The sequence below is a fragment of the Ensifer sp. WSM1721 genome (genome assembly GCF_000513895.2).
GTDB lineage: Bacteria > Pseudomonadota > Alphaproteobacteria > Rhizobiales > Rhizobiaceae > Sinorhizobium.
On sequence record NZ_CP165782.1, the window covers coordinates 2,846,756 to 2,869,230 of the forward strand.

Annotated in this window: 18 protein-coding genes; 8 read left to right on the top strand and 10 right to left on the bottom strand. The window is 63.3% G+C overall.

The features are described from left to right. Window positions 1-90 precede the first annotated feature (90 nt). The 8 genes from M728_RS13895 to M728_RS13930 form a co-directional block, all read right to left on the bottom strand. The gene (locus M728_RS13895) at window positions 91-1,275 is read right to left on the bottom strand and encodes a Gfo/Idh/MocA family protein (protein ID WP_026620696.1); all 1,185 of its coding nucleotides are present in this window, start codon (window positions 1,273-1,275) and stop codon (window positions 91-93) included. Window positions 1,276-1,520: 245 nt separating this feature from the next. After that, window positions 1,521-2,573 (bottom strand): sugar phosphate isomerase/epimerase, encoded by a 1,053-nt coding sequence (locus tag M728_RS13900; protein WP_026620695.1) that lies wholly within the window; start codon window positions 2,571-2,573, stop codon window positions 1,521-1,523. Window positions 2,574-2,862: 289 nt separating this feature from the next. Beyond that, window positions 2,863-4,173: a xylose isomerase gene (gene xylA, locus M728_RS13905; protein ID WP_026620694.1), complete on the bottom strand. Its 1,311-nt coding sequence runs from the start codon at window positions 4,171-4,173 to the stop codon at window positions 2,863-2,865. Window positions 4,174-4,298: 125 nt separating this feature from the next. Then, a complete protein-coding gene (xylB, locus tag M728_RS13910; RefSeq protein WP_026620693.1) occupies window positions 4,299-5,753 on the bottom strand; it encodes a xylulokinase in 1,455 nt (484 codons plus the stop codon). Window positions 5,754-5,761: 8 nt separating this feature from the next. Further along, window positions 5,762-6,799: a LacI family DNA-binding transcriptional regulator gene (locus tag M728_RS13915; RefSeq protein WP_026620692.1), complete on the bottom strand. Its 1,038-nt coding sequence runs from the start codon at window positions 6,797-6,799 to the stop codon at window positions 5,762-5,764. Window positions 6,800-6,884: 85 nt separating this feature from the next. Then, window positions 6,885-7,970: a metallophosphoesterase gene (locus tag M728_RS13920; RefSeq protein WP_026620691.1), complete on the bottom strand. Its 1,086-nt coding sequence runs from the start codon at window positions 7,968-7,970 to the stop codon at window positions 6,885-6,887. 213 nt (window positions 7,971-8,183) lie between these two features. Further along, window positions 8,184-9,773 (bottom strand): DHA2 family efflux MFS transporter permease subunit, encoded by a 1,590-nt coding sequence (locus tag M728_RS13925; RefSeq protein WP_026620690.1) that lies wholly within the window; start codon window positions 9,771-9,773, stop codon window positions 8,184-8,186. A 23-nt stretch (window positions 9,774-9,796) separates the two neighbouring features. Next, entirely contained in the window at window positions 9,797-11,011 is a 1,215-nt protein-coding gene (locus M728_RS13930) for an HlyD family secretion protein (protein WP_026620689.1), read from the bottom strand. A gap of 216 nt (window positions 11,012-11,227) precedes the next feature. On the opposite strand from M728_RS13930, the gene M728_RS13935 reads away from it, so the two are divergent. Then, window positions 11,228-11,911, top strand: coding sequence for a TetR/AcrR family transcriptional regulator (locus tag M728_RS13935; protein WP_026620688.1), 684 nt, complete (start codon window positions 11,228-11,230; stop codon window positions 11,909-11,911). 44 nt (window positions 11,912-11,955) lie between these two features. Here the strand turns inward: M728_RS13935 and M728_RS13940 are convergent, their stop codons facing one another. Next, window positions 11,956-12,345, bottom strand: coding sequence for a VOC family protein (locus M728_RS13940; protein ID WP_245269694.1), 390 nt, complete (start codon window positions 12,343-12,345; stop codon window positions 11,956-11,958). A 156-nt stretch (window positions 12,346-12,501) separates the two neighbouring features. Here M728_RS13940 and M728_RS13945 point away from each other — a divergent pair, with 156 nt between their 5' ends. The 4 genes from M728_RS13945 to lysS all read left to right on the top strand — a co-directional run bounded on the left by M728_RS13945 (window position 12,502) and on the right by lysS (window position 17,576). Next, entirely contained in the window at window positions 12,502-13,341 is an 840-nt protein-coding gene (locus tag M728_RS13945; protein ID WP_026620686.1) for a GyrI-like domain-containing protein, read from the top strand. A 111-nt stretch (window positions 13,342-13,452) separates the two neighbouring features. Further along, window positions 13,453-14,208 (top strand): TerC family protein, encoded by a 756-nt coding sequence (locus tag M728_RS13950; RefSeq protein WP_026620685.1) that lies wholly within the window; start codon window positions 13,453-13,455, stop codon window positions 14,206-14,208. A 403-nt stretch (window positions 14,209-14,611) separates the two neighbouring features. After that, complete coding sequence (gene gltX, locus M728_RS13955; protein WP_026620684.1) at window positions 14,612-16,069, top strand: glutamate--tRNA ligase; 1,458 nt, start codon at window positions 14,612-14,614, stop codon at window positions 16,067-16,069. A gap of 10 nt (window positions 16,070-16,079) precedes the next feature. Then, on the top strand, window positions 16,080-17,576 hold the full coding sequence (lysS, locus tag M728_RS13960; RefSeq protein ID WP_026620683.1) for a lysine--tRNA ligase: 1,497 nt from the start codon (window positions 16,080-16,082) through the stop codon (window positions 17,574-17,576). Between the two features lie 121 nt (window positions 17,577-17,697). Here the strand turns inward: lysS and M728_RS13965 are convergent, their stop codons facing one another. Continuing rightward, entirely contained in the window at window positions 17,698-18,345 is a 648-nt protein-coding gene (locus M728_RS13965; protein ID WP_026620682.1) for a hypothetical protein, read from the bottom strand. A 237-nt stretch (window positions 18,346-18,582) separates the two neighbouring features. Here M728_RS13965 and M728_RS13970 point away from each other — a divergent pair, with 237 nt between their 5' ends. The 3 genes from M728_RS13970 (at window position 18,583) to M728_RS13980 (ending at window position 22,432) form a co-directional block, all read left to right on the top strand. After that, entirely contained in the window at window positions 18,583-19,536 is a 954-nt protein-coding gene (locus tag M728_RS13970) for a nucleoside hydrolase (RefSeq protein ID WP_026620681.1), read from the top strand. Window positions 19,537-19,804: 268 nt separating this feature from the next. Next, entirely contained in the window at window positions 19,805-20,815 is a 1,011-nt protein-coding gene (locus M728_RS13975) for a ligase-associated DNA damage response exonuclease (protein WP_034883587.1), read from the top strand. A gap of 3 nt (window positions 20,816-20,818) precedes the next feature. Beyond that, window positions 20,819-22,432, top strand: a complete 1,614-nt coding sequence (locus M728_RS13980; protein WP_026620679.1) for a cisplatin damage response ATP-dependent DNA ligase — start codon at window positions 20,819-20,821, stop codon at window positions 22,430-22,432. The last annotated feature ends 43 nt before the right edge of the window (window positions 22,433-22,475 follow it).

Below are 22,475 nucleotides of genomic sequence, written 5' to 3' on the forward strand. Positions count from 1 at the left end.
TGAGCGTGGCCTAAAGCCGCGACGGCAAATGTCAACCCCAATGAAAAAGGGCGAGGCTCACCTCGCCCTTTCAAGCCTTTCGGGCCTGGCTTAGACCTTGATCCAGGCGCCGTTGCGCTTGGAGGAGCGCACGCATGCATCGACAAAGATCATGCCCTTCATGCCATCGTCGATCGTCGGATATGTGACAGCAGGGTCAACTTTCTCGCCGTTGCGCTTGGCGTAGATCGCCCGCGCAGCCTCCGAGTAGATGTTCGCGAAGCCTTCAAGGTAACCTTCGGGGTGGCCGGAGGGAATGCGCGAAACGCGAGCCGCCGCTGGCGAGGCCCCGGCGCCGGCGCGCGTCAGCAGGCGCTTCGGCTCACCGAAGGGCGTGTACCAGAGATAGTTCGGATCCTTCTGCGTCCATTCGAGGCCGCCTTTGGTGCCATAGACGCGCAGCATCAGGCCATTCTCGTTGCCGGGCGCCACCTGGCTGCACCAGAGCATGCCCTTGGCGCGTGCGCCGTCCTTCTCCTTGAAGCGCAGCATCACATGGGCATTGTCGTCGAGCTGGCGGCCGCTGACGAAGCTGTCGAGGTCGGCGGAGAGCTCGTCCAGTTCGAGGCCGGAGACGAAGCAGCCGAGATTGTAAGCGTGCGTCCCGATGTCGCCGGTCGAGCCGCCCGCGCCGGAGCGGGCTGGGTCCGTCCGCCACGACGCCTGCTTCTGGCCGGACTGTTCGATATTCTCGGTCAGCCAGTCCTGCGGATATTCCATCTGAACGAGGCGGACCGCGCCGATGTCGCCGCTGGCGATCATCTCACGCGCCTGCCGCACCATCGGATAGCCCGTATAGTTGTGCGTCAGCACGAAGAGCGCGTCGCTTTCCTCGGCGGCCTTCTTGAGCTTGTTCGCATCGGCAAGCGTCGAGGTCAGCGGCTTGTCGCAGATGACATGGATGCCGCGCTTCAGGAATTCCTTGGCGGCGGCGTAGTGCACATGGTTGGGCGTCACGATCGCCACCGCCTCGATGCCGTTCTTGAGCTTAGCTTCGCGGATCGCCATCTCCTTGAAATCCGAATAGACGCGCGCCGGATCGAGCCCGAGCTCGCGGCCCGACGCCTGCGCCTTCTCTGCCGTCGACGACAAAGCGCCGGCGACGAGCTCATAGTGGTCGTCGAGCCGTGCCGCGATCCGGTGCACCGCCCCGATGAAGGCACCCGAGCCGCCGCCCACCATGCCGAGACGGATGCGCTTCTGACGCGTTTCCGTGCTGCTTCCCTCTATTGCCATCGTGTTTTCCTCTCCTGAGCTTGTCTGTTGGTGGGGATAAGACCCCCTCTGCCCTGCCGGGCATCTCCCCCACAAGGGGGGAGAGGAATCGCGGCGCCGCCCCGCCCGCTCGACAGATAACCCCTTGCGACTAAGCAAGGCGAAGCACCCGTCAGGCGACCCTTCGCGCCGAGTTGGCACTCGACGTCGCGGTGCAGTAAGCCCCTCCCCCTTGTGGGGAGGGGTTGGGGAGGGGTCTTGCCTTCTTAGATCCCCAGCATCCGCCGGTTCGCCGCCTCGTCGGTGCCGCTGTCGGCGAAATCGTCGAAGGCCTTCTCGGTGACGTGGATAATATGGGCCTTGACGAACTCGGCCCCCTCGCGCGCGCCGTCTTCCGGATGCTTCAGGCAGCATTCCCACTCGACCACCGCCCAGCCGGAAAAATCATTCGCCGCCATCTTCGAGAACACCGCCCCGAAATCGACCTGTCCGTCGCCGAGCGAGCGGAACCGCCCGGCGCGGTTCACCCAACTCTGATAGCCGCTATAGACGCCCTGCCGTCCGGTCGGGTTGAACTCCGCGTCCTTGACGTGGAACATCCGGATCCGGTCCTTGTAGATGTCGATATTCTCGAGATAGTCGAGGCACTGCAGAACGTAGTGCGACGGATCGTAAAGCATGCAGGCGCGCGCATGATTGCCGGTGCGCTCGAGGAACATCTCGTAGGTGATGCCGTCGTGCAGGTCCTCGCCCGGATGGATCTCGTAGCAGACATCAACGCCGCAATCCTCCGCGTGGTCGAGGATCGGCTTCCATCGATGAGCGAGTTCGTCGAAAGCGGTTTCTACCAGCCCCGCCGGACGCTGCGGCCAAGGATAGACGAAGGGCCATGCGAGCGCGCCGGAGAAGCTCGCCATCGCATTGAGCCCGAGGTTCTTCGACGCCGTCAGCGCCAACTTCACCTGTTCCACTGCCCATTGCTGCCTCGCCTTCGGATTGCCGCGCACTTCCGGTGCGGCGAAGCCGTCGAAAGCCTCGTCATAGGCCGGATGTACGGCAACGAGCTGCCCCTGCAGGTGGGTCGAGAGCTCGGTTATCTCCACGCCGTTCTCACGTGCCTTGCCGGCGATCTCCTCGCAATAGGTCTTCGATTCGGCGGCCTTCTTGAGGTCGAAGAGCCGGCCGTCCCAGCTTGGGACCTGCACACCCTTGTAGCCGCAATCCGCCGCCCATTTGGTGATGGAGTCCCAGGAGTTAAACGGCGCCGCATCGCCGGCGAATTGCGCAAGAAAGAGCCCCGGTCCTTTGATCGTCTTCATGCAAATTTCCTCCCTGGTGAATCGCTGCCCTAAGAAACCGGCATGCCGGTCGACTGATGATCCTTAACCGCCTCGCTCCGCAAACTTTGTGATAACTCATATACCTGCAACGTTGCAGGAGCGAGAAGCTAGCAGATTCTCCGCAAGGGGCAATCCGCTTCTGCCCCACTGCGAAGAGGATTTATTGTATCCGCAGGCGCCGAAACAGGCGCCGCGCATAAGTTCCGGAAACGGCGGAAGGGCGTCGCATCATTCGAGGCCGACCGTCCGTTTCCGGCCGATGCCGCCATCAGACGTAGCGGTTTACGATGTTCTCCAGCAGTTCCTGCTTGCCGGATTTCGGCTGCGGATTGAGATCGGCCTTGCGTACCCAGGCCTCGATCTCGTCAAGCGAGAAGCCGCCCTCGAGCATCTTCTTCGCCTCCGGCACGTTCCAGCCCCCATAGCGCTTTTCGAGCGGTGCGGAGAGCGCCTTGTCCTCGATCATCTTCGCCGCCGCCTTGAGGCCGCGTGCGCAGCAATCCATGCCGCCGATATGGCCGATCAGCAGATCTTCCGGATCGATCGACTGGCGACGCAGCTTTGCGTCGAAGTTGGTGCCACCGGTCTTGAAGCCACCGCCTGCAAGCACGTGATAATAGGCAAGCGCCATTTCGGGAACATTGTTCGGGAACTGGTCGGTATCCCAGCCGGACTGGTAGTCGTTGCGGTTCATGTCGATCGAGCCGAAGATGCCGAGCGCATTGGCAAGCGCCAGCTCGTGCTCGAAGGAGTGGCCGGCAAGGATCGCGTGGCCCTGCTCGATATTCACCTTCACCTCGTTCTCGAGACCGTACTTCTTGAGGAACCCATAGACGGTCGCGACGTCGAAGTCGTATTGGTGCTTGGTCGGCTCCTGCGGCTTCGGCTCGATCAGGATCGTGCCCTTGAAGCCGATCTTGTGCTTGTATTCCACGACCAAGTTGACGAAGCGGCCGAGCTGGTCGAGCTCGCGCTTGAGGTCCGTGTTGAGCAGGGTTTCATAACCTTCGCGCCCGCCCCAGAGCACGTAGTTCTCGCCGCCGAGCCGCTGCGTCGCGTCGATACAGGTCTTCACTGTCGCGGCGGCAAAGGCGAAGACGTCCGGATCGGGATTGGTCGCCGCACCGCCCATGTAGCGGCGGTTCGAGAAGAGGTTTGCCGTGCCCCAGAGCAGCTTGACGCCCGTCTCGGCCTGCTTCTTGGCGAAGTAATCGACGATCTCATTGAGATTGCTGGTATTCTCGGCGAAGTTCCGGCCCTCTGGGCGAACGTCGGCGTCATGGAAGCAGTAGAACGGCGTGCCGAGAAGCTGGAAGAACTCGAAGGCGACGTCGGCCTTAAGCTTGGCCGCTTCCATCGAATCCTTGAACCAGGGACGCTCGAAGGTCTGTCCGCCGAAGGGATCGCCGCCCGGCCAGACGAAGGTGTGCCAATAGGCAACTGCGAAGCGCAGATGATCCTCCATCCGCTTGCCGAGGACAACCTCGTCCGGATTGTAGTGGCGGAAGGCAAGCGGATTCGTGCTTTCCGGCCCCTCATATTTGATCTTGGCGATATCGCCGAAAAATCCCGTGCTCACGACAGTCTCCTCTCATGGATTGTGGTGCCGGTACCGTTCGCCACGGGCCGGCCGTTTAGGTGGAAAAGTAATCGTTTTCATTCTCTCGCTCGCGGCGACCGGCGCGGACCGGCTGGACGGGCTGGTTACATCGTCGCTTCCTTGATGGCTGGATAAAGCCGGCGATAACGCCGATAGGCATCCTCATAGGCCGGCACGAGCGATGCCTCCGGAACGATTGTCTCGGCCGTCTCGGGCGCGGTGCAGACGGCGACGGGATCAGCCCCGGTGGTGGCGATCAAACCGAGCCGGGCCGCGCCGAAGGCGGCGCCGAAATCGCCGTCCGCCGGCAGGTCGACCGGCAGGTTCAGCGCGGTCGCGATCGATTTCAGCCAATAGCGCGAGCGTGAACCGCCGCCGATGGCCGTCACGCGCGTGAGCCTCGTTCCGGCAGCGCGCAAGGCTTCAAGACTGTCGCGGATCGCAAAGGAAACACCCTCGAGCACCGCCTGCGTCAGGACAGCGCGCGAGCTTTCATGGCCGAGACCGGCAAAGACGCCGCGGATCGCCGCGTCGTTGTGCGGCGTGCGCTCGCCGGAGAGATAGGGAAGAAACGTCACCGAATCCGGCGCCTTGAGGCTGTCGCCGAGCTCATTGGTGAGATCGGCGGCGCTCCGGCCAGTGATACCCGAATGCCAGTTCAGCGCATCCGTCGCCGAGAGGATCACGCCCATCTGGTGCCAGGTATTGGGCAGCGCATGGCAGAAGGCGTGAACCGCGCTCTCCGGATTGGGAAGATAACTTGCATTGGCGGCAAAGAGCACGCCGGATGTGCCGAGCGATACGAAGGCTTGGCCCTCGGCCACTGTGCCCATGCCGCAGGCGGAGGCCGCGTTGTCGCCGGCGCCGCCGGCAACGACGACGCCGGAACCCATGCCCCAGCGTGCGGCGAGTTCCGGGCGCAATGTGCCGGCACCGTCGGTCCCTTCGACGAGGGTCGGCATCTGCCGCTCGTCAAGATGGGTCGCCGCCAGCAGATTTTCCGACCACTTGCGTTTGCCCGTGTCGAGCCAGGACGTGCCGGCCGAATCCGACATTTCCGACATGTGCTCGCCGGTGAGCCACAGGCGCAGATAGTCCTTCGGCAAGAGCACCCAGTGCACCTTCGCGAAAACTTCCGGCTCGTTCTCGCGCACCCAGGCGAGCTTCGGCGCGGTGAAGCCGGGAAAGACGATATTGCCGGTCAGCGCCCGGAACTGCGGATCGCTGTCGAGCGCCGCCGCCTCACGAAAGCTGCGGGTATCGTTCCAGAGGATGCAGGGCCGAAGCACCGCGTCCTTCTCGTCGAGCAACGTCGCGCCGTGCATCTGACCGGAGAGGCCGATCCCACGAACGGCGGCAAGCGCTTGCGCGTGCGTCTCCTTGAGGCCATTGATCGCCTCCTCGGCGGCGCGAATCCAGTCCGCCGGGTCCTGCTCCGACCAGCCGGGATGGGGCCGGGAGACATCGAGCGCGGCGGAAGCCGAGCCGATAATCTTCTGATCTTCATCGATCAGCATGGCCTTGACGCCGGACGTGCCGAGATCCAGTCCGAGATACATGGGTCCTCCTATGCCTGCTCGAGGGGCAGGTTGTCCTTCAGAAAAATGTCGATGCGGATACGCTCCTGCGCCGCGATAACCGGCAGCCCGTCCGCCTTGGCTTTCAGAACCCGGATTGCGCTTCTGACCTCGTGGCCCGCATTCTGATTGAGTAGCGCGTCGATCGTGCCGGAAACGAGCGCCGCTCGGCTGTGCGGCGTCAGCTCATGCGCGATCGCGCAGATCGTCTTTTCCCTGCCGGCCTTTTCGAGTGCGGCGACAAGGCCGCGATTGCCGGCGCCGAGGCTGTAGATGCCGGCAAGGTCGGGCTGCTGTTCAAGAAGTGCGCCTACGAGTTTCTCAACGAGTGTCGGATTATCCTGGCCCTCGATCACCGGCAGGATGCGGCGCCCGGCAAAGTCCTCGGTCATCACCGCCCGGAATCCTTCCAGCCGATCGCGATGGTCGCGCACCAGCATGGAACCCGCGACCACCGTCACCGCGCCCTCGCGGCCGCCGATAAAGCGGCCCATCAGGCTGCCGGCGGTGCGCCCGGCAGCAATATTGTCGACGCCGGCGAAATGGTCGCGGCCCGAACCCGGCAAATCAGAAACCAACGTGACGACGGCAATGCGGTCTTCGCGGAGCCGCTTCACCGCCTCCGTCACCTCGGGTGCCTCGACGGCGACCACGGCCACGCCCGCAGGCCGGCGTTCGCGCGCTTCCATGAGCGCGGCGGCGAGCGCCGGCGCGTCGAAGGCCGGAACGGAAAGGATGGTGATATCCGTCCGCTCGGCCACAGAGCGCGCCATCGCCGCCCTCACCTCGGCTTCGAGGCCGCGCATGAACGAGTTTTCGCCGGCGGGCAGGATGAAGACCAGCGGGTAGCTCCGGCCCTTGGCAAGATTGGCGGCGGCGACATCGCGCACATAGCCGAGCGTGGCGATCGCCCGTTCGACCTTGTGGCGCGTGACGGTTCTGACCCCTGGGCGATTGTTCAGGACCCGGTCGACGGTCGCGAGACTGACGCCCGCCTCGGCGGCGATATCATGAACTGTCGGTCGCATTTCTTCCTCCCGGCAAACCCCTTAGAGGAATTTTTGATGTACGTAAATCAAAAACCTCGAAGCGGGCCGCAAAGGGTGAAATGTCTCAGTCGAAACGCTTGCTGAAGGCCTGCGTGAAGACGACGCGGCCGTGCTCGTCCTGCGCCTCGCCGAAGGCCACGTCCGTGAAGCTGCCGGTCACGCGGACGATGGCGAAGCCGCCGAGGAAAGCAGCCTTGGGCTTGAAGATGTCGACGTCGCCGACCCTATACGTCATGACCCGGTCGTGCTCGTGTCCATGAAAGAGGCCGACGACATTGTATCCTTTCAGGTGATCGAGGAGGGCCTGGCGTTCGCCGGCGCTCCACCAATGCGGCTCGCCCGTCCCTTGATCGTCGAAGGTCTTTGCCGCCGGGTCCCAGACCTCGATCGAAAACGGGTCCCAGCCATAATGCTGGAAAAGTACGACGGGCCGGCCGTCGGCGGCGAAGGAGGAAAGATCGCGCTTGAGCCACGGCAGGCCGCTCACGGCGCCCTTGTTTTCGTCACCGCCGAAACGTTGCAGCTGCACGAGATGAAGGCCGCCCCAGTCCCAGGAATAGCTGTCCGATAGCGGATCGTAATTCGCGACCGGCACCGGCGGCTTGTAGAATACGGTCTGGCGATGGGTCAGTTCGACGTAGTCGCGCAATTCCCGCCGATACCAGTCGGCATTCGGCGGCGGACCGTCCTGGTCGAGGTCATGGTTTCCAAGCCCGACATAGACGGGAATGTGGATATGATGCGGGCCTGGCGCCTGCTCGTACCGGCTCTGGAACTGCTGCAACTGCCGCCCTTCGCGCGGCTCGCGAACCTGACCGCCGCCATCGTCGGTGATGTCGCCGCCGAGCACCAGGCCGAGCGGACGCCCGATCTTGGTACCGGCCCCCGCAAGACCGCTCGGCTTGCCTTCGATCGTCTCCGGCCAATCAAGCGCGGAAATCGCGTTCAGCGCCGCGACGTGGCGCAAGAGGTTCGCATCGGTCTTGCCTTCCTCTTCGCAATTCGGCGCGAGCCCCTCCGTCGAAACGAGACAGGCATGGATGTCACAGGAGAAAAGGAAGGTGGCATCGACTGGAGGAGCGGCCGCCTTCGCACGTTTGCTGAACACCATCAGCGAAAGGCCAACCCCGCCGGCGCCGGCAAGAAACATGCGCCGCGATGGGCGAAAGAGAGAATAATCATTCATGCGGCGCCCGCGCGGTCCCTCCACGCGCCTCCGTCAGCTCGGACGACGCAGGATTTTGCAGCAAGGCTGGGAGCGCGTAAAGCATGCCGCTCGATAGTGCAGCGTAGAGCCGGCCCCTCACCCTAGCCCTCTCGCAGCAGGCGGATGTGGGGCTGAGAAGCCCTGGGAACCAACTCTTTAGTGCCCGCCACCCCCAGGACCGGCGCCCTCTGGCTTCTTGATCATTATGATGCCGGCGATCATCGATAGGAACAGCGCCGTCAGCAGCAGGAAAACGTCGATGAAGGACATGATCACCGCCTGCTGCTGGACCATCGCCGCCAGTTGCTTGACGGCGGCCGTGGTTCCGTCGAGGCCGTGGGCGGTGAAATTCGAGGCCATATTGTTGAGCCGTTCCACCGCCTCCGGATTGCCCCATTGGACATGCTCGGCAAGCCGGGCGTAGTGGAAATCCTGGCGCTGCGTCAGGATCGTGTTGATGATCGCGAGACCGACGGCGCCGCCGAGATTGCGCGTCAGGTTGTAGAGACCGGAGGCATTGCGGATGCGCGCCGGGGGCAGCGTGCCGAGCGCGATATTGTTGATCGGCACCATGCAGAGCATCAGCGAGCAGCCGCGCAGGATCTGCGGCACGAGCAGTTCCCAGAAATCCCAATCGGCCGTCAGTTGGCTCATCGTCCAGGTGCCCGCCGCGAAGCCGGCAAAGCCAACGGTCATCATCACCCGCGGATCGACCCGGCCCGCGAGGAAGCCTGCGACCGGCGCCGTCAAGAACATGGCGAGGCCCGAGACGAACATGGTCTCGCCGATCATCAGCGAATCGTAGCCGCGGATGCGCCCGAGATAGAGCGGATAAAGATAGGTGAGGCCGTAGAGGCCGATGCCCATGACGAAGGAGAACAGCGAACCGAAAGTGAAGTTGCGATTGGCGAAGGCTCTGAGATCCACCACCGGAAACTCGACCTTGAACGCCCGGTAGAAGAAGACGACGGCGCCAAGTGCCGTGGCGACCGCGCCCATGACGATGTGCTCGTCGCTGAACCAGTCGTTGGCGTTGCCCTCCTCCAGCACATACTCGAGCGAACCGAGGAAGATCGCCATGGAGACGAGCCCCAACCAGTCGAACTTCTTGATCAGCCCGAGTTCCGGCTTGTCGAAGTCGATGAAGGTCCAGGCGAGCGTCGCGACGATAATGCCGGGAATGACATTGACGAGGAAGAGCCAGTGCCAGGAGAAAGCGTGACTGAGATAACCGCCGACGGTCGGGCCGATGGTCGGCGCAAGCGTCGCGATGAGACCGATGATCGGCGAGACGATGTTGCGCTTCGACGGCGGGAAGATCGTGAAGGCGGCGGCGAAGACCGACGGGATCATGCCGCCGCCGATGAAGCCCTGAATCGCCCGATAGACGATCATCTGCTCGATATTGGTGGCGGTGGCGGCAAGCGCACTCGCGGCGGTGAAGCCGGCGGCGGCGACGGAGAAAAGCACCCGCGTCGAGACGACGCGGGCAAGCGTCCCCGACAGCGGGATCATAATGACCTCGGCGATCAGATAGGAGGTCTGAACCCAGCCGATCTCGTCCGACCCGGCAGAGAGGCCTGCCTGAATTTCGGCGAGCGAGGCTGAGACGATCTGAATGTCGAGGATCGCCATGAACATGCCGACGACCATCGCGAAGAAGGCGATGAGCCGCCGCGGGTCCATCTGCTCCTCGGCCTGGGGTACGCTCGGCGCAGCCGCGCCCGCTGTTGCCGTTGCGGCCATTTCCGCCACTCCTCGCTGCGCGCTTACTTCGCCTCTGCGACCTTCGGCTGTTCCGGGGCCGTACGGGTGTCGACGTCGACGACGACGCTCAAACCGGCACGCAGGTGCCCTTCGGTGAGCACGTCGGCCGGAAGGGTGATGCGCACCGGCACACGCTGGATCACCTTGGTGAAGTTGCCGGTCGCGTTTTCCGCCGGCAGCAGCGAGAAGACCGAGCCGGAAGCCGGCGAGATCGATGCGACGGTGCCTTCGATCGGATGATCCTCATAGGCGTCGACATGGATCTGGACCTTGGATCCTGGCACGAGATGGGCGATCTGCGTCTCCTTGAAATTGGCATCGATATAGAGCTGATCGGTCGGCACGAGGGCGGCGAGCCGCTGGCCGGCCGATACGAGATCGCCGACCTGAACCGCGACATTGCCGATGACGCCGTCATAGGGTGCCTTGAGCACCGTGAAGCCGAGATCGCGGTTCGCCTTGTCACGCGCGAGCTCCAGCGAACGGATCGTGCTTTCCGCTTCGGTCCGCTGCGCCTCGAGCACAGTGATGTTGGCCTTGGCGGCGGCGATGTTGGCCTCGGCACCGGCGAGATTTGCCCGCGCCTGGTCGAGCGCGACATCCGCGCTATCGCGCGAGGCGTCCGTTCCGAAGGCCTTGGACTGAAGGTCGCTGGCGCGCTTCTGCGTCAGTTCCGCGCCGCGCACGGTCGCCTCATAGGCCCTCCTCTGCGCTTCTACCTGGATGAGGCTCGCCTTGGCGCCGGCAATCTGCGCGTCGAAACGGCTGAGCGCCAGCCTCTGCGTGGCGATCTGCGCCTCGGCCTGCTCGGCCGCGATGCGATAATCGCCGTCATCGAGCGTGACGAGCGGATCGCCCGCCTTCACATGCTGGTTAGCGACGACATCGACCTTGGCGACATAGCCGGAAACCTTCGGCGAGATGGTGGCGATGTCGCCCTCGATGTAGGCGTCGTCGGTGGAGACCATGAAACGCCCGTTGGTCCACCAGTCGTAACCGTACCAGCCGGCGGCTCCGAGGAGCGCCAGGCCCAGGACGGGGACGATCAGCTTGCGGCGTTTCTTCTGCGGGACCGCAGCCTCGGCAGCCGGGACTTCGGCAACGGACGGGGCCTCGTCTGCGACGTCCTTGGCCGTGGTCTTCTGATTATCCAATACTTCGAAATCGTCGCCGACGGGGCGAACACGGGCGGCGCTGGAGGTGCTGGAAGCGGACATGGAACACCGATTTTCGCTAAAATTGAACTGAACCGTTCGGTTCGATTAACTTGACATAATGCCTTTTGCATCGCATATCAAGAGCAAATCGAACCAAGCGGTTCGATACATGAAACGAGGAAAAATGTGCGGCCCCTTCCCCGCACCCCTTGTTTTTTTCGGAATCGATCGCGTTTATGATCTCGTGATCTCAAAGAGTGAAAGCACCCCGGCGTCATGACGTCAGCGAAAAGCGCACGGCAGGAAAAGTCCCTGCAGGATCAGGAACAGCAGTCTTCGGGGCGGCGCGCCGCCGGCGAGGATCCGGTCAAACGCGAGCAGATCCTCGATGGTGCCAAACGCGTGTTCATGCGCAGCAATTTCGACGCTGCCAGCATGAACGACATCACCCGTGAGGCGGGCGTTTCAAAGGGCACGCTCTATGTCTATTTCGAAAACAAGGAAGACCTTTTCGAGGCGCTCATCGCACGCGAGCGCAGCCGCATCGTCAGCAGCGCCAAGCAGTCCCTGAACGACGATGCACCGATCGAGGAGGCGTTGCACGATTTCGGCGTAACGCTGGTCACGAGCATCACCTCCGACTACACGATCCGCGCCATGCGCACCGTGCTCGGCGTCATCGACCGAATGCCGCGGCTGGCGCAGCGCTTCTTCACGGCAACGCCGGAGAACGGCTACACCGTGCTCAAGGCCTATCTCGATCGGCAGGTGCAGACAGGCGCGCTCTTAATCGACGACACGGAACTGGCGGCCAAACAGTTCATCGAACTCTCGAACGCCGGCATCTTCAAAGGCCGGCTCTTCGGCATGTGCGACACGGTTCCGGCGGACCGGATCGAAAAGAATGTGGCCTCGGCAGTCCGTATCTTCCTCGCCGCCTATGCTCGGCGCGCCCGATAAAGACAGCGGGTGTCGCAGATAGTTTTGTTGCTGGTGCAAGAACGCTACGCCGGACCGCACATCTGCAGGCGGTTGCCGAAAGGATCGTAAAAGCTCGCGTAGGTCACGAAACCTGGAAATACCTCCGCGTCCTCGCAATCGACCCCGCGGCGACGCAATTCGTCGACCGCCGCGCGGCAATCCTCGACGTCAAGGACGAGCGTTGTGCCGGTGGAGGGTACCCAGCCGCTCTCCGCCAGAACCACTGCGACGTTTCCGCCCGCTGCACCCGAGGAGAACTCGATCCAGCCCGCGTCTGGAAGGTCGTAGACCGGCTGCCCGAAGCCGAGCACGTTCCCGTAAAACTCTCGCGCACGATCGAGATCCGTCACCGAAATCGAGACGACATTGATCCCACGAAAAAGAACGCCGGTCGTTTCCATGACGATGAACATAGATCACCGAAATGCGAGTGCAATGGCTGGTTGTTGCGGCCGACCCGGAGAGTTTGCTGTCGACGCGCAGCGCTACGTCCCTACAATCGAGCAAGCGCGATCAAGCGCGCTTTCCGATAAGTCCGTATGAGCGAGCTGTCTACCACGGGAGTGACCATGAGTGCCGTCGGACGGGCGATCTGGTTCATCGAGAGCCATTTCGCAAAGGATATATCGCTGGACCAGATCGCCGACGCCGCCGGCCAGTCGCGCTACCATCTGTCGCGCATGTTCGGCCTTGCGACCGGTCGGTCGATCAGCGCCTATATCCGCGGGCGCCGCTTGAGTTCGGCGGCGCGCCTCCTGGCGAACGGCACCTCGACCATTCTCGAGGTGGCCCTCGATGCGGGCTACGGCTCGCATGAGGCATTCACTCGTGCCTTTCGCGAACAATTCGGCGTGACGCCCGAATCCGTCCGCAAGCAAGGGCACGTTCGCAACATCGAGCTGATGGAGCCGATCAGGATGGACGACGCACGCACATCGAAAATCGAACCGCCCCGCTTCGAGGAGAGTCCCGAGCTTCTTCTCGCCGGTCTCGCGGAAACTTATGCCTATGACCGCACCGAGGGCATTCCTTCGCTTTGGCAGCGCTTCAACACGCATTTCGGCCATGTTCCGGGGCAGCGCGGCAACATCGCCTATGGCGTCTGCACGCACTCGGATGCCGAGGCCGGCAGCTTCCGCTACATGGCTGCCATGGAGGTGGAGGACACGGATGCTTTGCCGGCCGGCTTTTCGACGCTGAAACTGCCCCGGCAGCGCTATGCAGTCTTCGTGCATCGCGGGCATATCTCGACGATCGCCGCAACTGCGCATCACATTTTCGCGAACTGGCTGCCGCAATCGGGGTATCAGCACGGCGAAGTACCGGACATGTTCGAGCGCTATGACGAGCGCTTCGATCCGCACTCGGGCATGGGGGCGGTGGAGATTTGGGTGCCGCTCAAAGCCTGATCCGAACGGCCGCCGCGAAGGCGCGGCGGCCTTGCCACTTCCGGAAGTATCCTTAAATACTGCGGCGGTCTCGCGCGATGACGCGTGGTCTAGGAAAGGAAAAGATCGCCGATGCAGGAAATCCTCACGCTCGCCCAAAGCCCCGAGGCATGGGTCGCCCTCGTCACACTCATCGTCATGGAGGTCGTCCTCGGCATCGACAATCTGATCTTCATCTCGATCCTCACCAATAAGTTGCCCGCCGAGAACCGCGTCAGCGCCCGCCGCATCGGGATCGGCCTCGCCCTGATCATGCGTCTGGCGCTGCTCGGTACCATCGCCTGGATCGTGCAACTGACCCAGCCGGTCTTCGAAATCTTCGGCCACGCCTTTTCCTGGAAGGACATGATCCTGATTGCCGGCGGCCTCTTCCTCGTCTGGAAGGCGACCAAGGAAATCCACCACAGCGTCGATCCGAGCGATCACGAAGAGGATTTCATCGCGAGCTCGGCGATCAACAGCTTCGCCGCCGCCATCGGCCAGATCCTGCTGCTCGATCTCGTCTTTTCCGTCGACAGCATCATTACCGCCGTCGGCATGACTCCGCATCTGCCGATCATGGTCGCCGCGGTCGTCGTCGCCGTCACCGTCATGCTGCTGGCGGCGACGCCGCTTGCCAATTTCATCGAGAGGAATCCGACGATCGTCATGCTGGCGCTCGCCTTCCTCCTGATGATCGGCACCACGCTGATCGCCGAAGGCATGGGCTTCCACGTGCCGAAGGGTTACGTCTACGCTGCCATGGCCTTCTCGGCGCTCGTCGAAGCGCTGAACATGATGGCCCGCAACGCGCGCCTCAGGAAGCAACAGGCCCAGAAGCTGCACTGACCGTTCACGTCGCAAATGGAGGCCCGCATTCGCGAATGCGGGCCTCTTGCTGCGGGAGGGATGAGGATGCGGGCCGGGACGGGGAGGAATTGGCTGCCACCTCATCGGGCACGGACGGAACCTGGAATGATCCCTTGTTCGCGATTCCGTCACGCTCGGCTGCCATTGCCCGCGCGTCCTCGTGCCTCTAACGCGTCAGCCTCACGAACGTTCCAGGGTCGGCCTCTGCTCTTTCCGTTGACATGTCGGGCTTTCTATGATCTCACCCCTGCCGACTGGAATTGCCCGCCGATACCGCTGGTGCGACACCCATGCGGGCCTTTCCTTCCCATAAAATACGCGCCCGCGGGCCGGAGGACATTCCGGCAAGGGCCTCGAAAGCACGTCAAGACGGGCAACGACCATGGCAGATTCTGCAGTCCGGGTGCGTATCGCACCTTCTCCCACCGGCGAACCGCATGTCGGCACCGCCTACATCGCGCTGTTCAACTATCTTTTCGCCAAGAAGCACGGCGGCGAATTCATCCTGCGCATCGAGGACACGGACGCGACGCGCTCGACACCGGAATTCGAGAAAAAGGTCCTCGACGCGCTGAAGTGGTGCGGACTGAAATGGTCGGAAGGTCCCGATATCGGCGGCCCCTACGGTCCCTATCGCCAGAGCGACCGCAAGGACATCTACAAGCCCTACGTCGAGAAGATCGTCGCAAACGGCCACGGCTTCCGCTGCTTCTGCACGCCCGAGCGGCTCGAACAGATGCGCGAGGCCCAGCGCGCCGCCGGCAAGCCGCCGAAATATGATGGCCTCTGCTTGAGCCTCTCGGCCGAGGAAGTGACCGTCCGCGTCAACTCCGGCGAACCGCATGTCGTGCGGATGAAGATTCCGACCGAGGGCACCTGCAGGTTCCACGACGGCGTCTACGGCGATGTCGAAATTCCGTGGGATGCGGTCGACATGCAGGTTCTCCTGAAGGCCGACGGCATGCCGACCTATCATATGGCGAACGTCGTCGACGACCATCTGATGAAGATTACTCACGTCGCGCGCGGCGAGGAGTGGCTCGCCTCGGTGCCGAAGCACATCCTGATCTATCAGTATCTCGGCCTCGAACCGCCGAAGTTCATGCACCTGTCGCTGATGCGCAATGCCGACAAGTCGAAGCTGTCGAAGCGCAAGAACCCGACCTCGATCTCCTATTACACGGCGCTCGGCTATCTGCCCGAAGCGCTGATGAACTTCCTCGGCCTGTTCTTCATCCAGATCGCCGAAGGCGAGGAACTGCTGACGATGGAGGAATTGGCTGAGAAGTTCGATCCGGAAAACCTTTCGAAGGCCGGCGCGATCTTCGACATCCAGAAGCTCGACTGGCTGAATGCCCGCTGGATCCGCGAAAAGCTCTCCGAGCAGGAGTTCGCCGCACGGGTCTTCTCCTGGGCGTCGGAGAACGATCGTCTCAACGAAGGTCTGAAGCTGTCGCAGTCTCGCATTTCGAAGCTCGGCGAGCTGCCGGATCTTGCCGGCTTCCTCTTCAAGTCGGATCTCGGCCTGCAGCCGGCGGCCTTTGCCGGGGTCAAGACCTCGCCCGAGGAGATGCTCGAAGTCCTCAACACCGTCCAGCCGGATCTCGAAAAGATCTTCGAGTGGAACAAGGAATCGATCGAAGCGGAACTGCGCGCCAGCGCCGAGCGCATGGGCAAGAAGCTGAAAGCGGTCGTCGCTCCCCTGTTCGTCGCCGTCTCGGGCTCGCAGCGCTCGCTGCCGCTGTTCGATTCGATGGAGCTGCTCGGCCGCTCCGTCGTGCGCCAACGGCTGAAGGTCGCCGCGCAGGTGGTCGCCTCCATGGTGGGCAGCGGAAAGTAAGGACAGGACCATGAACGACAAGACAGAAACCGCCGGCCTCTCGTCCGACGCGACGGAAGTACGCGCCCAAAAGCTGAACCTCCTGCGCGAGCAGATCGGCGATGTCTATCCGGCGCATTTCCACCGGACGATGACCAATGCGGAACTGGCTTCGAAATACCAGGACCTCGTGCCGGATACCGAAACGCAGGACGTCGTAACCGTCGCGGGACGCGTCTATTCTTCGCGCAATTCCGGCATGTTCATGGACATCCATGACGCCTCCGGCAAGATCCAGATCTTCTCGCACAAGGACACGACGCCGGAAGAGGCACGTGCGCTCCTGCCGATGATCGACCTCGGCGACATCATCGGCGTCACCGGCGTTGTCCGCCGTACGAAGCGCGGCGAGCTGACGATCAACGCGCAGCAGATCACGATGCTGACCAAGTCGCTGCTGCCGATGCCGGAAAAGTATCACGGACTTGCCGACATCGAGACGCGTTACCGTAAGCGCTATCTCGACATCATGGTCAACGAGGAATCGAAGCTCCGCTTCCAGCAGAGAAGCCGCATCGTCTCAGGCATTCGCCGTTTCCTCGAGGACGAAGGCTTCATGGAAGTGGAAACGCCGATGCTGCAGCCGATCTACGGCGGTGCCACGGCCGAGCCCTTCAAGACCCATCACAACACGCTGAAGCTCGACATGTATCTGCGCATCGCGCCCGAGCTCTACCTGAAGCGCGTGCTGGTATCGGGCCTCACCGACAAGGTCTTCGAGATCAACCGCAATTTCCGCAACGAAGGCGTCTCTACCCGGCACAATCCGGAATTCACGATGATGGAGTGCTACTGGGCCTACGCCGATTACGACGACATGATGGGCCTCGTCGAACGGCTGTTCGAGACGCTGGCGCTGACGGTCCACGGCAAAACCGAGTTCGAGTTCGGCGACAAGCAGCTCTCCTTCAAGGGACCGTTCCCGCGCGTCTCCATGCCGGCTGCCGTCAAGGACGCAACCGGTGTCGACTTCCTTGCGATCCAGAGCGACGAGGAAGCGCGCCAGGCAGCCCGCAATGCCGGGATCGAGGTCGAGAAGGATGCGACCTGGGGCGAAGTCCTCGCCTTCATCTTCGAGGAGAAAGTCGAGGCGACCCTGATCCAGCCGGCCCACGTTATCCATTTCCCGAAGGACATCTCGCCCTTCGCCAAGGAAGTGCCGGGTGAACCGCGGCTCGTCGAGCGCTTCGAGACCTATTGCAACGGCTGGGAGATCGGCAACGCCTTCTCCGAACTCAACGACCCGGTCGAGCAGCGCGCCCGCATGGTCGAGCAGATGGAGCAGTCGCATGCCCGCGGTGAGAAGGAAAAGACGCTGGACGAGGACTTCCTCGACGCGATGGACCAGGGCATGCCGCCCGCCGGCGGCTTGGGCATCGGCGTCGATCGGCTGATCATGCTGCTCACCAACTCGCCGTCGATCCGCGACGTCATTCTCTTCCCGGCACGACGCCACAAGGCCGATTAAGCCAGCGACAGCCGCTCGGAGACACGCCCATCGCGCAAGCGGTGGGCTTTCCGTTTGTGAGCTAACTCTTTGAAACTGCGCAATTCCGAACGGGAAACCGCTATCTCTTCATGGAATTGCTCTAGTGGCCGCCGTGCCCTTCGGCATCCGCGGTCGTCTCCTTGGCTGCTGGCGCGGTATCCGCACCTTCCATCTCCGCCGCTGCCGGATCAATGCATAAGGAGCGATCGTCCATCCTGGCCATGATGGCGCGTACCTCGTCCAACCCGAGCGTGACGAGCTTGCCGCGGAACATGCCGGCCGCATTGGCCATGGCCTCGTTGTAGGAGGCGCGGAACGGCTCATCCATACCTGGGACGCTGCGCGGGCCGGGAGCGAAGAGCACGTCCGCTCCGACCGCCGCGCCGCGCGCGCCGGCGCGATCCTCTGGACCCGCCGCATCGAGTACGACCACTTGATAGAGGTCTGCCTTTTCCTTGTTGGCGAGCGCGCCGACGACGCGCAGCGCCGTTCTGATCCGCTCCGGTCCGCCCGCTCTGTCCGTCTTCACATGCATGCGGATCCAGCGTTGGCCGTTGTGGTCGAGCTTCAGCGTCCTGAGCGCCGTGCATTCGAGACCGGAAGCGGACGGCTCCGCAAATCGGCTGAGTATCTGGTCGCGGCCGACATAGACGGCGGCGGCGCCGGAGGCAGCAGAGACCCCGAACGCGGCGGACAGGATGACCACCAGCCGCTTCGACGGGCGCAATTTGCTGAGGATTGCCTTCACGGGGCGGCTCCGCTGTCGTCGTCAAGGTTGCAAGAAAAACTTAAGGGCTCCCTCAACGATAGGCCAACCACCTTTCGGAAAGTTTAAGCGGGAAAGCATGCGGCTGCAGCATGCCGCTTTAACCACCGGAACGCCGACGCAAGCGATTGACTTTCGCTCGCGCCTTGTCCATTTGCCGCCTTCACGACGTTACGAACAGGACGCAGCCGGCGGCCGCCTTTGAGGAAGAGAAGACGCATGCACAAGGTTATTTTCGATACTGACCCGGGCGTCGACGACGCCATGGCCCTTCTCTTCCTGCACCGCCATCCGGCCATCGACCTCGTCGGCATCACCACGGTTTTCGGCAACGCCTCGGTCGAGACGACCACCCGCAACGCGCTTTTTCTCAAGCGGTCCTGGGATATCGCGGCACCGGTCGCAAAGGGGATCGGCGAAACTCTCGATTCCGGACGGCCGCATGTCGGCTGGCCCACGAGCGTTCACGGCGATGACGGACTCGGCAATATCGACGTGCCGAGCGAGATCGACATGCCGCTCGACCCGCGGCCCGCGCATCGCTTCATCATCGACACGGTTCGCGCCAATCCCGGCGAGGTGACGCTCGTCGCCGTCGGCCGCATGACCAATCTGGCGCGGGCGCTTCGTGACGACCCCGACATCGCCACCCTCGTGAAGAGCGTCGTGATCATGGGCGGCGCCTTTGACGTTCCGGGCAACATCACCCCGGCCGCGGAAGCCAACATCCACGGTGACCCGGAAGCGGCGGATCTCGTGATGACATCACCCTGGCCCGTGACCGTCATCGGGCTCGACGTGACGATGCGGACCGTGATGACACGCGCCATGCTCTCCGACATCGCCGAGCGCGGCGGCGCGCCGGCCAGGCTTCTTTATGACATCTCGCAATTCTACGTCGACTTCTACGAGCAGCATGTCGAGGACGGCATGGTCGTTCACGACAGTTGCGCCTGCGCCTATGTCGTCGCGCCGGACCTGTTCCGAACCCGTAGCGGCGCCATCCGCGTAGTATGCGGCGGCGTCGCCGACGGTCAGACGATCCAGAAGCCGGATGGGCGGCTTTTCCCCCCGAATGCCTGGGACGGACTGCCGAGCCAGCAGGCCTGCATGGGCATCGATGCCGGCGCGGTGTTGAAACTCATCGGTGAAACACTAGCGAACGGGCTTTAGCCCCCAAAAAAGCCCCTCCCCAACCCCTCCCCCACAGGTGGGAGAGGCTTCAGCGCTCGCGGCGCTCGCCTGCGGTTTGCCAACCTTCGCACCTGACGCAAAGGTCTGGATGAGACGGAGACGGTGCGGCCAGTAAGCCCCCCCACCTGTGGGGAGGGGTTTGGGAGGGGTCTTGGCAGGTCGCGGCACGCCCGAACGGCCGTAACGCACACCGAAAAACTTGCGCGGATAGCTGGCAGATACGCCAGCGCCGGCTATCTTTCTCGGCATGAAGCCGGACAAGTTGCTCTACCCCGCCCCAAAAGGGCTCTACTGCGAACTCGGGAACTTCTATATCGACCCGGTGCAGCCGGTCGAGAGGGCGCTCATCACGCATGGACATTCCGATCACGCGCGCGCCGGTCATGGTCATGTCCTCGCGACGCGCGAGACGCTGGACATCATGCGTCTGCGCTATGGCGATGGCTTCTGCGGCGCTAGCACAATAGCGCGCTTCGGCGAAACGATCGCGATCAACGGCGTGAGGGTCACTTTCCGGCCGGCCGGGCATGTGCTCGGTTCGGCGCAGGTATGCGTCGAGGCGGACGGGACGCGGATCGTCGTCTCCGGCGATTACAAGCGGAGGGCGGATCCGACCTGCCCGCCCTTCGAGCCGATCAGCTGCGATGTCTTCATCACCGAGGCGACTTTCGGCCTGCCGGTGTTTCACCACCCGGACGACGAAAGAGAGATTGCACGCCTCCTCATGTCGCTGAAGCAGTTTCCCGAGCGCGCCCATGTGGTCGGCGCCTACGCGCTCGGAAAGGCCCAGCGCGTTATCGCGCTCCTGCGGCGGCAGGGCTACGACGAGCCGATCCATATCCATGGTGCGCTCGCGAAGCTCTGCGATTATTACCAGAGCCAAGGCATCGACCTCGGCGATATCCGTCCGGCGACCCTCGGCCCCGAAAGCCGCCAGGACTTCGCCGGGATGATCGTCATCGGCCCGCCGGCGGCCTTCGCCGAGCGATGGGCGCGGCGCTTCGCCGATCCGCTTGCCAGCTTCGCCTCCGGCTGGATGCTCATCCGCCAGCGGGCCAAGCAGCGCGGCGTCGAGTTGCCGCTCGTCATATCCGATCATTGCGACTGGGCGGAACTGACGGAGACGATACGCGAGGTCGCGCCGGCGGAGGTCTGGGTGACGCACGGCCGCGAGGAAGCGTTGGTACGCTGGTGCGAGTTGCAGGGCATCCCGGCACGCCCGCTCCACTTGGTCGGTTACGAGGACGAGGGAGAATGACGGATGAAAACCTTCGCCGAACTCCTCGACCGCCTCGTTCTGACGCCGCAACGGAACGGCAAGATACGGCTGCTCGCCGATTATTTCCGCAGCACCCCCGATCCGAGCCGGGGCTACGCGCTCGCGGCGATCGCCGGGACGCTCTCGCTCAACACGGTGAAGCCGGCGCTCATCCGCGACCTGCTGCTCGAACGCATGGACGAGGTACTGTTCCATTACTCCTACGACTATGTCGGCGACCTCGCGGAAACGGTTTCGCTTGCCTGGGAGCCTCCGGAGGGTATTGCGCCTGCAGACATTTCGCTCGGCGAGGCTGTCGAGCGGCTTCAGAGAGCGGGGCGTTCCGAGGTGCGTTCGCTCGTCCGCGACATGCTGGACCGGCTGGACACCTCCGGCCGATTTGCGCTGCTGAAACTCGTCACCGGAGGCTTGCGGATCGGCGCCTCGGCGCGGCTCGCCAAGCAGGCGCTGGCGGAAATGGGCGGCAAGGAAGTGGGCGAGATCGAAACGCTTTGGCACGGATTGGCGCCGCCTTATCTGCCCCTCTTCCTCTGGCTGACCGGCCAGGCGGAAATGCCGGTACTGAAGACACCCGCCGTCTTCCACTCGGTCATGCTTGCGACGCCGATTGGCGAGGGCGATCTCGAGGGGCTCGATCCGGCCGACTTCGCGGCGGAATGGAAATGGGACGGCATCCGCGTCCAGCTTGCCAATGTCGGCGGGCTTCGGCGCCTCTATTCGCGTAGCGGCGACGAGATCTCGGCCGCCTTTCCGGAGATCCTCGAAGCGGCCGACTTTTCCGGCGTGATCGACGGCGAGCTGCTGGTCGGCGGAACGATGCGCAGCAACCGCGCGACCGCCACCTTCGCCGACTTGCAGCAACGGCTGAACCGCAAGACCGTCAGCCGCAAGCTGCTGGAGGATTATCCCGCCTTCGTTCGCGGCTACGACATCCTCTTTTCAGGCGAGCGTGACATCCGGCCCGAGCCCTTTCGCGTCCGCCGCGAGGCCTTGTCGGCTCTGATCGAGGCCGCCTCGCCCCAGCATTTCGATCTCTCGCCTCTCGTCGCCTTCTCGACCTGGAAAGAACTCGACCGCCTGCGCTCCGACCCTCCGGATCCCGTGATCGAGGGCGTGATGCTGAAGCGACTCGATTCGCCCTACGTGGCCGGACGAGCGAAGGGCCCCTGGTTCAAGTGGAAGCGGGCGCCGTTCAACATCGATGCCGTGCTGATGTATGCTCAGCGCGGCCACGGCAAGCGGTCCAGCTACTATTCCGATTTCACCTTCGGCGTCTGGGCCGAGAGCGAAGGCGTGACCAGTCTGGTGCCCGTCGGCAAGGCCTATTTCGGCTTCACCGACGCCGAACTCGAAATCCTCGACCGTTTCGTGCGCGACAACACGGTCGAGCGCTTCGGTCCCGTGCGGGCGGTGCGCGCCGAGCCCGACGCCGGCTTCGTCGTCGAGGTTGCCTTCGAAGGTCTCAACCGCTCGACCCGGCACAAGTCAGGCGTGGCCATGCGTTTTCCGCGCATCGCGCGGCTCAGGCCCGACAAGCTGCCCCGCGACGCCGACAGGCTGGAGACCTTGCAAGCGATGATCGGGATAAAAGCCTAGTGCATGTCGCCCAAAAGTGTGCAGCGCTTTTGGGACATCGACA

Bases quoted from the DNA above. Each gene is read 5' to 3' on its own strand.
- gltX (WP_026620684.1), top strand. From the start codon at position 14,612: ATGGCAGATTCTGCAGTCCGGGTGCGTATCGCACCTTCTCCCACCGGC.
- M728_RS13975 (WP_034883587.1), top strand. From the start codon at position 19,805: ATGAAGCCGGACAAGTTGCTCTACCCCGCCCCAAAAGGGCTCTACTGC.
- M728_RS13900 (WP_026620695.1), bottom strand. From the start codon at position 2,573: ATGAAGACGATCAAAGGACCGGGGCTCTTTCTTGCGCAATTCGCCGGC.
- M728_RS13980 (WP_026620679.1), top strand. From the start codon at position 20,819: ATGAAAACCTTCGCCGAACTCCTCGACCGCCTCGTTCTGACGCCGCAA.
- M728_RS13925 (WP_026620690.1), bottom strand. From the start codon at position 9,773: ATGGCCGCAACGGCAACAGCGGGCGCGGCTGCGCCGAGCGTACCCCAG.
- M728_RS13945 (WP_026620686.1), top strand. From the start codon at position 12,502: ATGAGTGCCGTCGGACGGGCGATCTGGTTCATCGAGAGCCATTTCGCA.
- M728_RS13915 (WP_026620692.1), bottom strand. From the start codon at position 6,799: ATGCGACCGACAGTTCATGATATCGCCGCCGAGGCGGGCGTCAGTCTC.
- M728_RS13940 (WP_245269694.1), bottom strand. From the start codon at position 12,345: ATGTTCATCGTCATGGAAACGACCGGCGTTCTTTTTCGTGGGATCAAT.
- M728_RS13950 (WP_026620685.1), top strand. From the start codon at position 13,453: ATGCAGGAAATCCTCACGCTCGCCCAAAGCCCCGAGGCATGGGTCGCC.
- xylB (WP_026620693.1), bottom strand. From the start codon at position 5,753: ATGTATCTCGGACTGGATCTCGGCACGTCCGGCGTCAAGGCCATGCTG.
- lysS (WP_026620683.1), top strand. From the start codon at position 16,080: ATGAACGACAAGACAGAAACCGCCGGCCTCTCGTCCGACGCGACGGAA.
- M728_RS13970 (WP_026620681.1), top strand. From the start codon at position 18,583: ATGCACAAGGTTATTTTCGATACTGACCCGGGCGTCGACGACGCCATG.
- M728_RS13935 (WP_026620688.1), top strand. From the start codon at position 11,228: ATGACGTCAGCGAAAAGCGCACGGCAGGAAAAGTCCCTGCAGGATCAG.
- M728_RS13930 (WP_026620689.1), bottom strand. From the start codon at position 11,011: ATGTCCGCTTCCAGCACCTCCAGCGCCGCCCGTGTTCGCCCCGTCGGC.
- M728_RS13920 (WP_026620691.1), bottom strand. From the start codon at position 7,970: ATGTTTCTTGCCGGCGCCGGCGGGGTTGGCCTTTCGCTGATGGTGTTC.
- M728_RS13895 (WP_026620696.1), bottom strand. From the start codon at position 1,275: ATGGCAATAGAGGGAAGCAGCACGGAAACGCGTCAGAAGCGCATCCGT.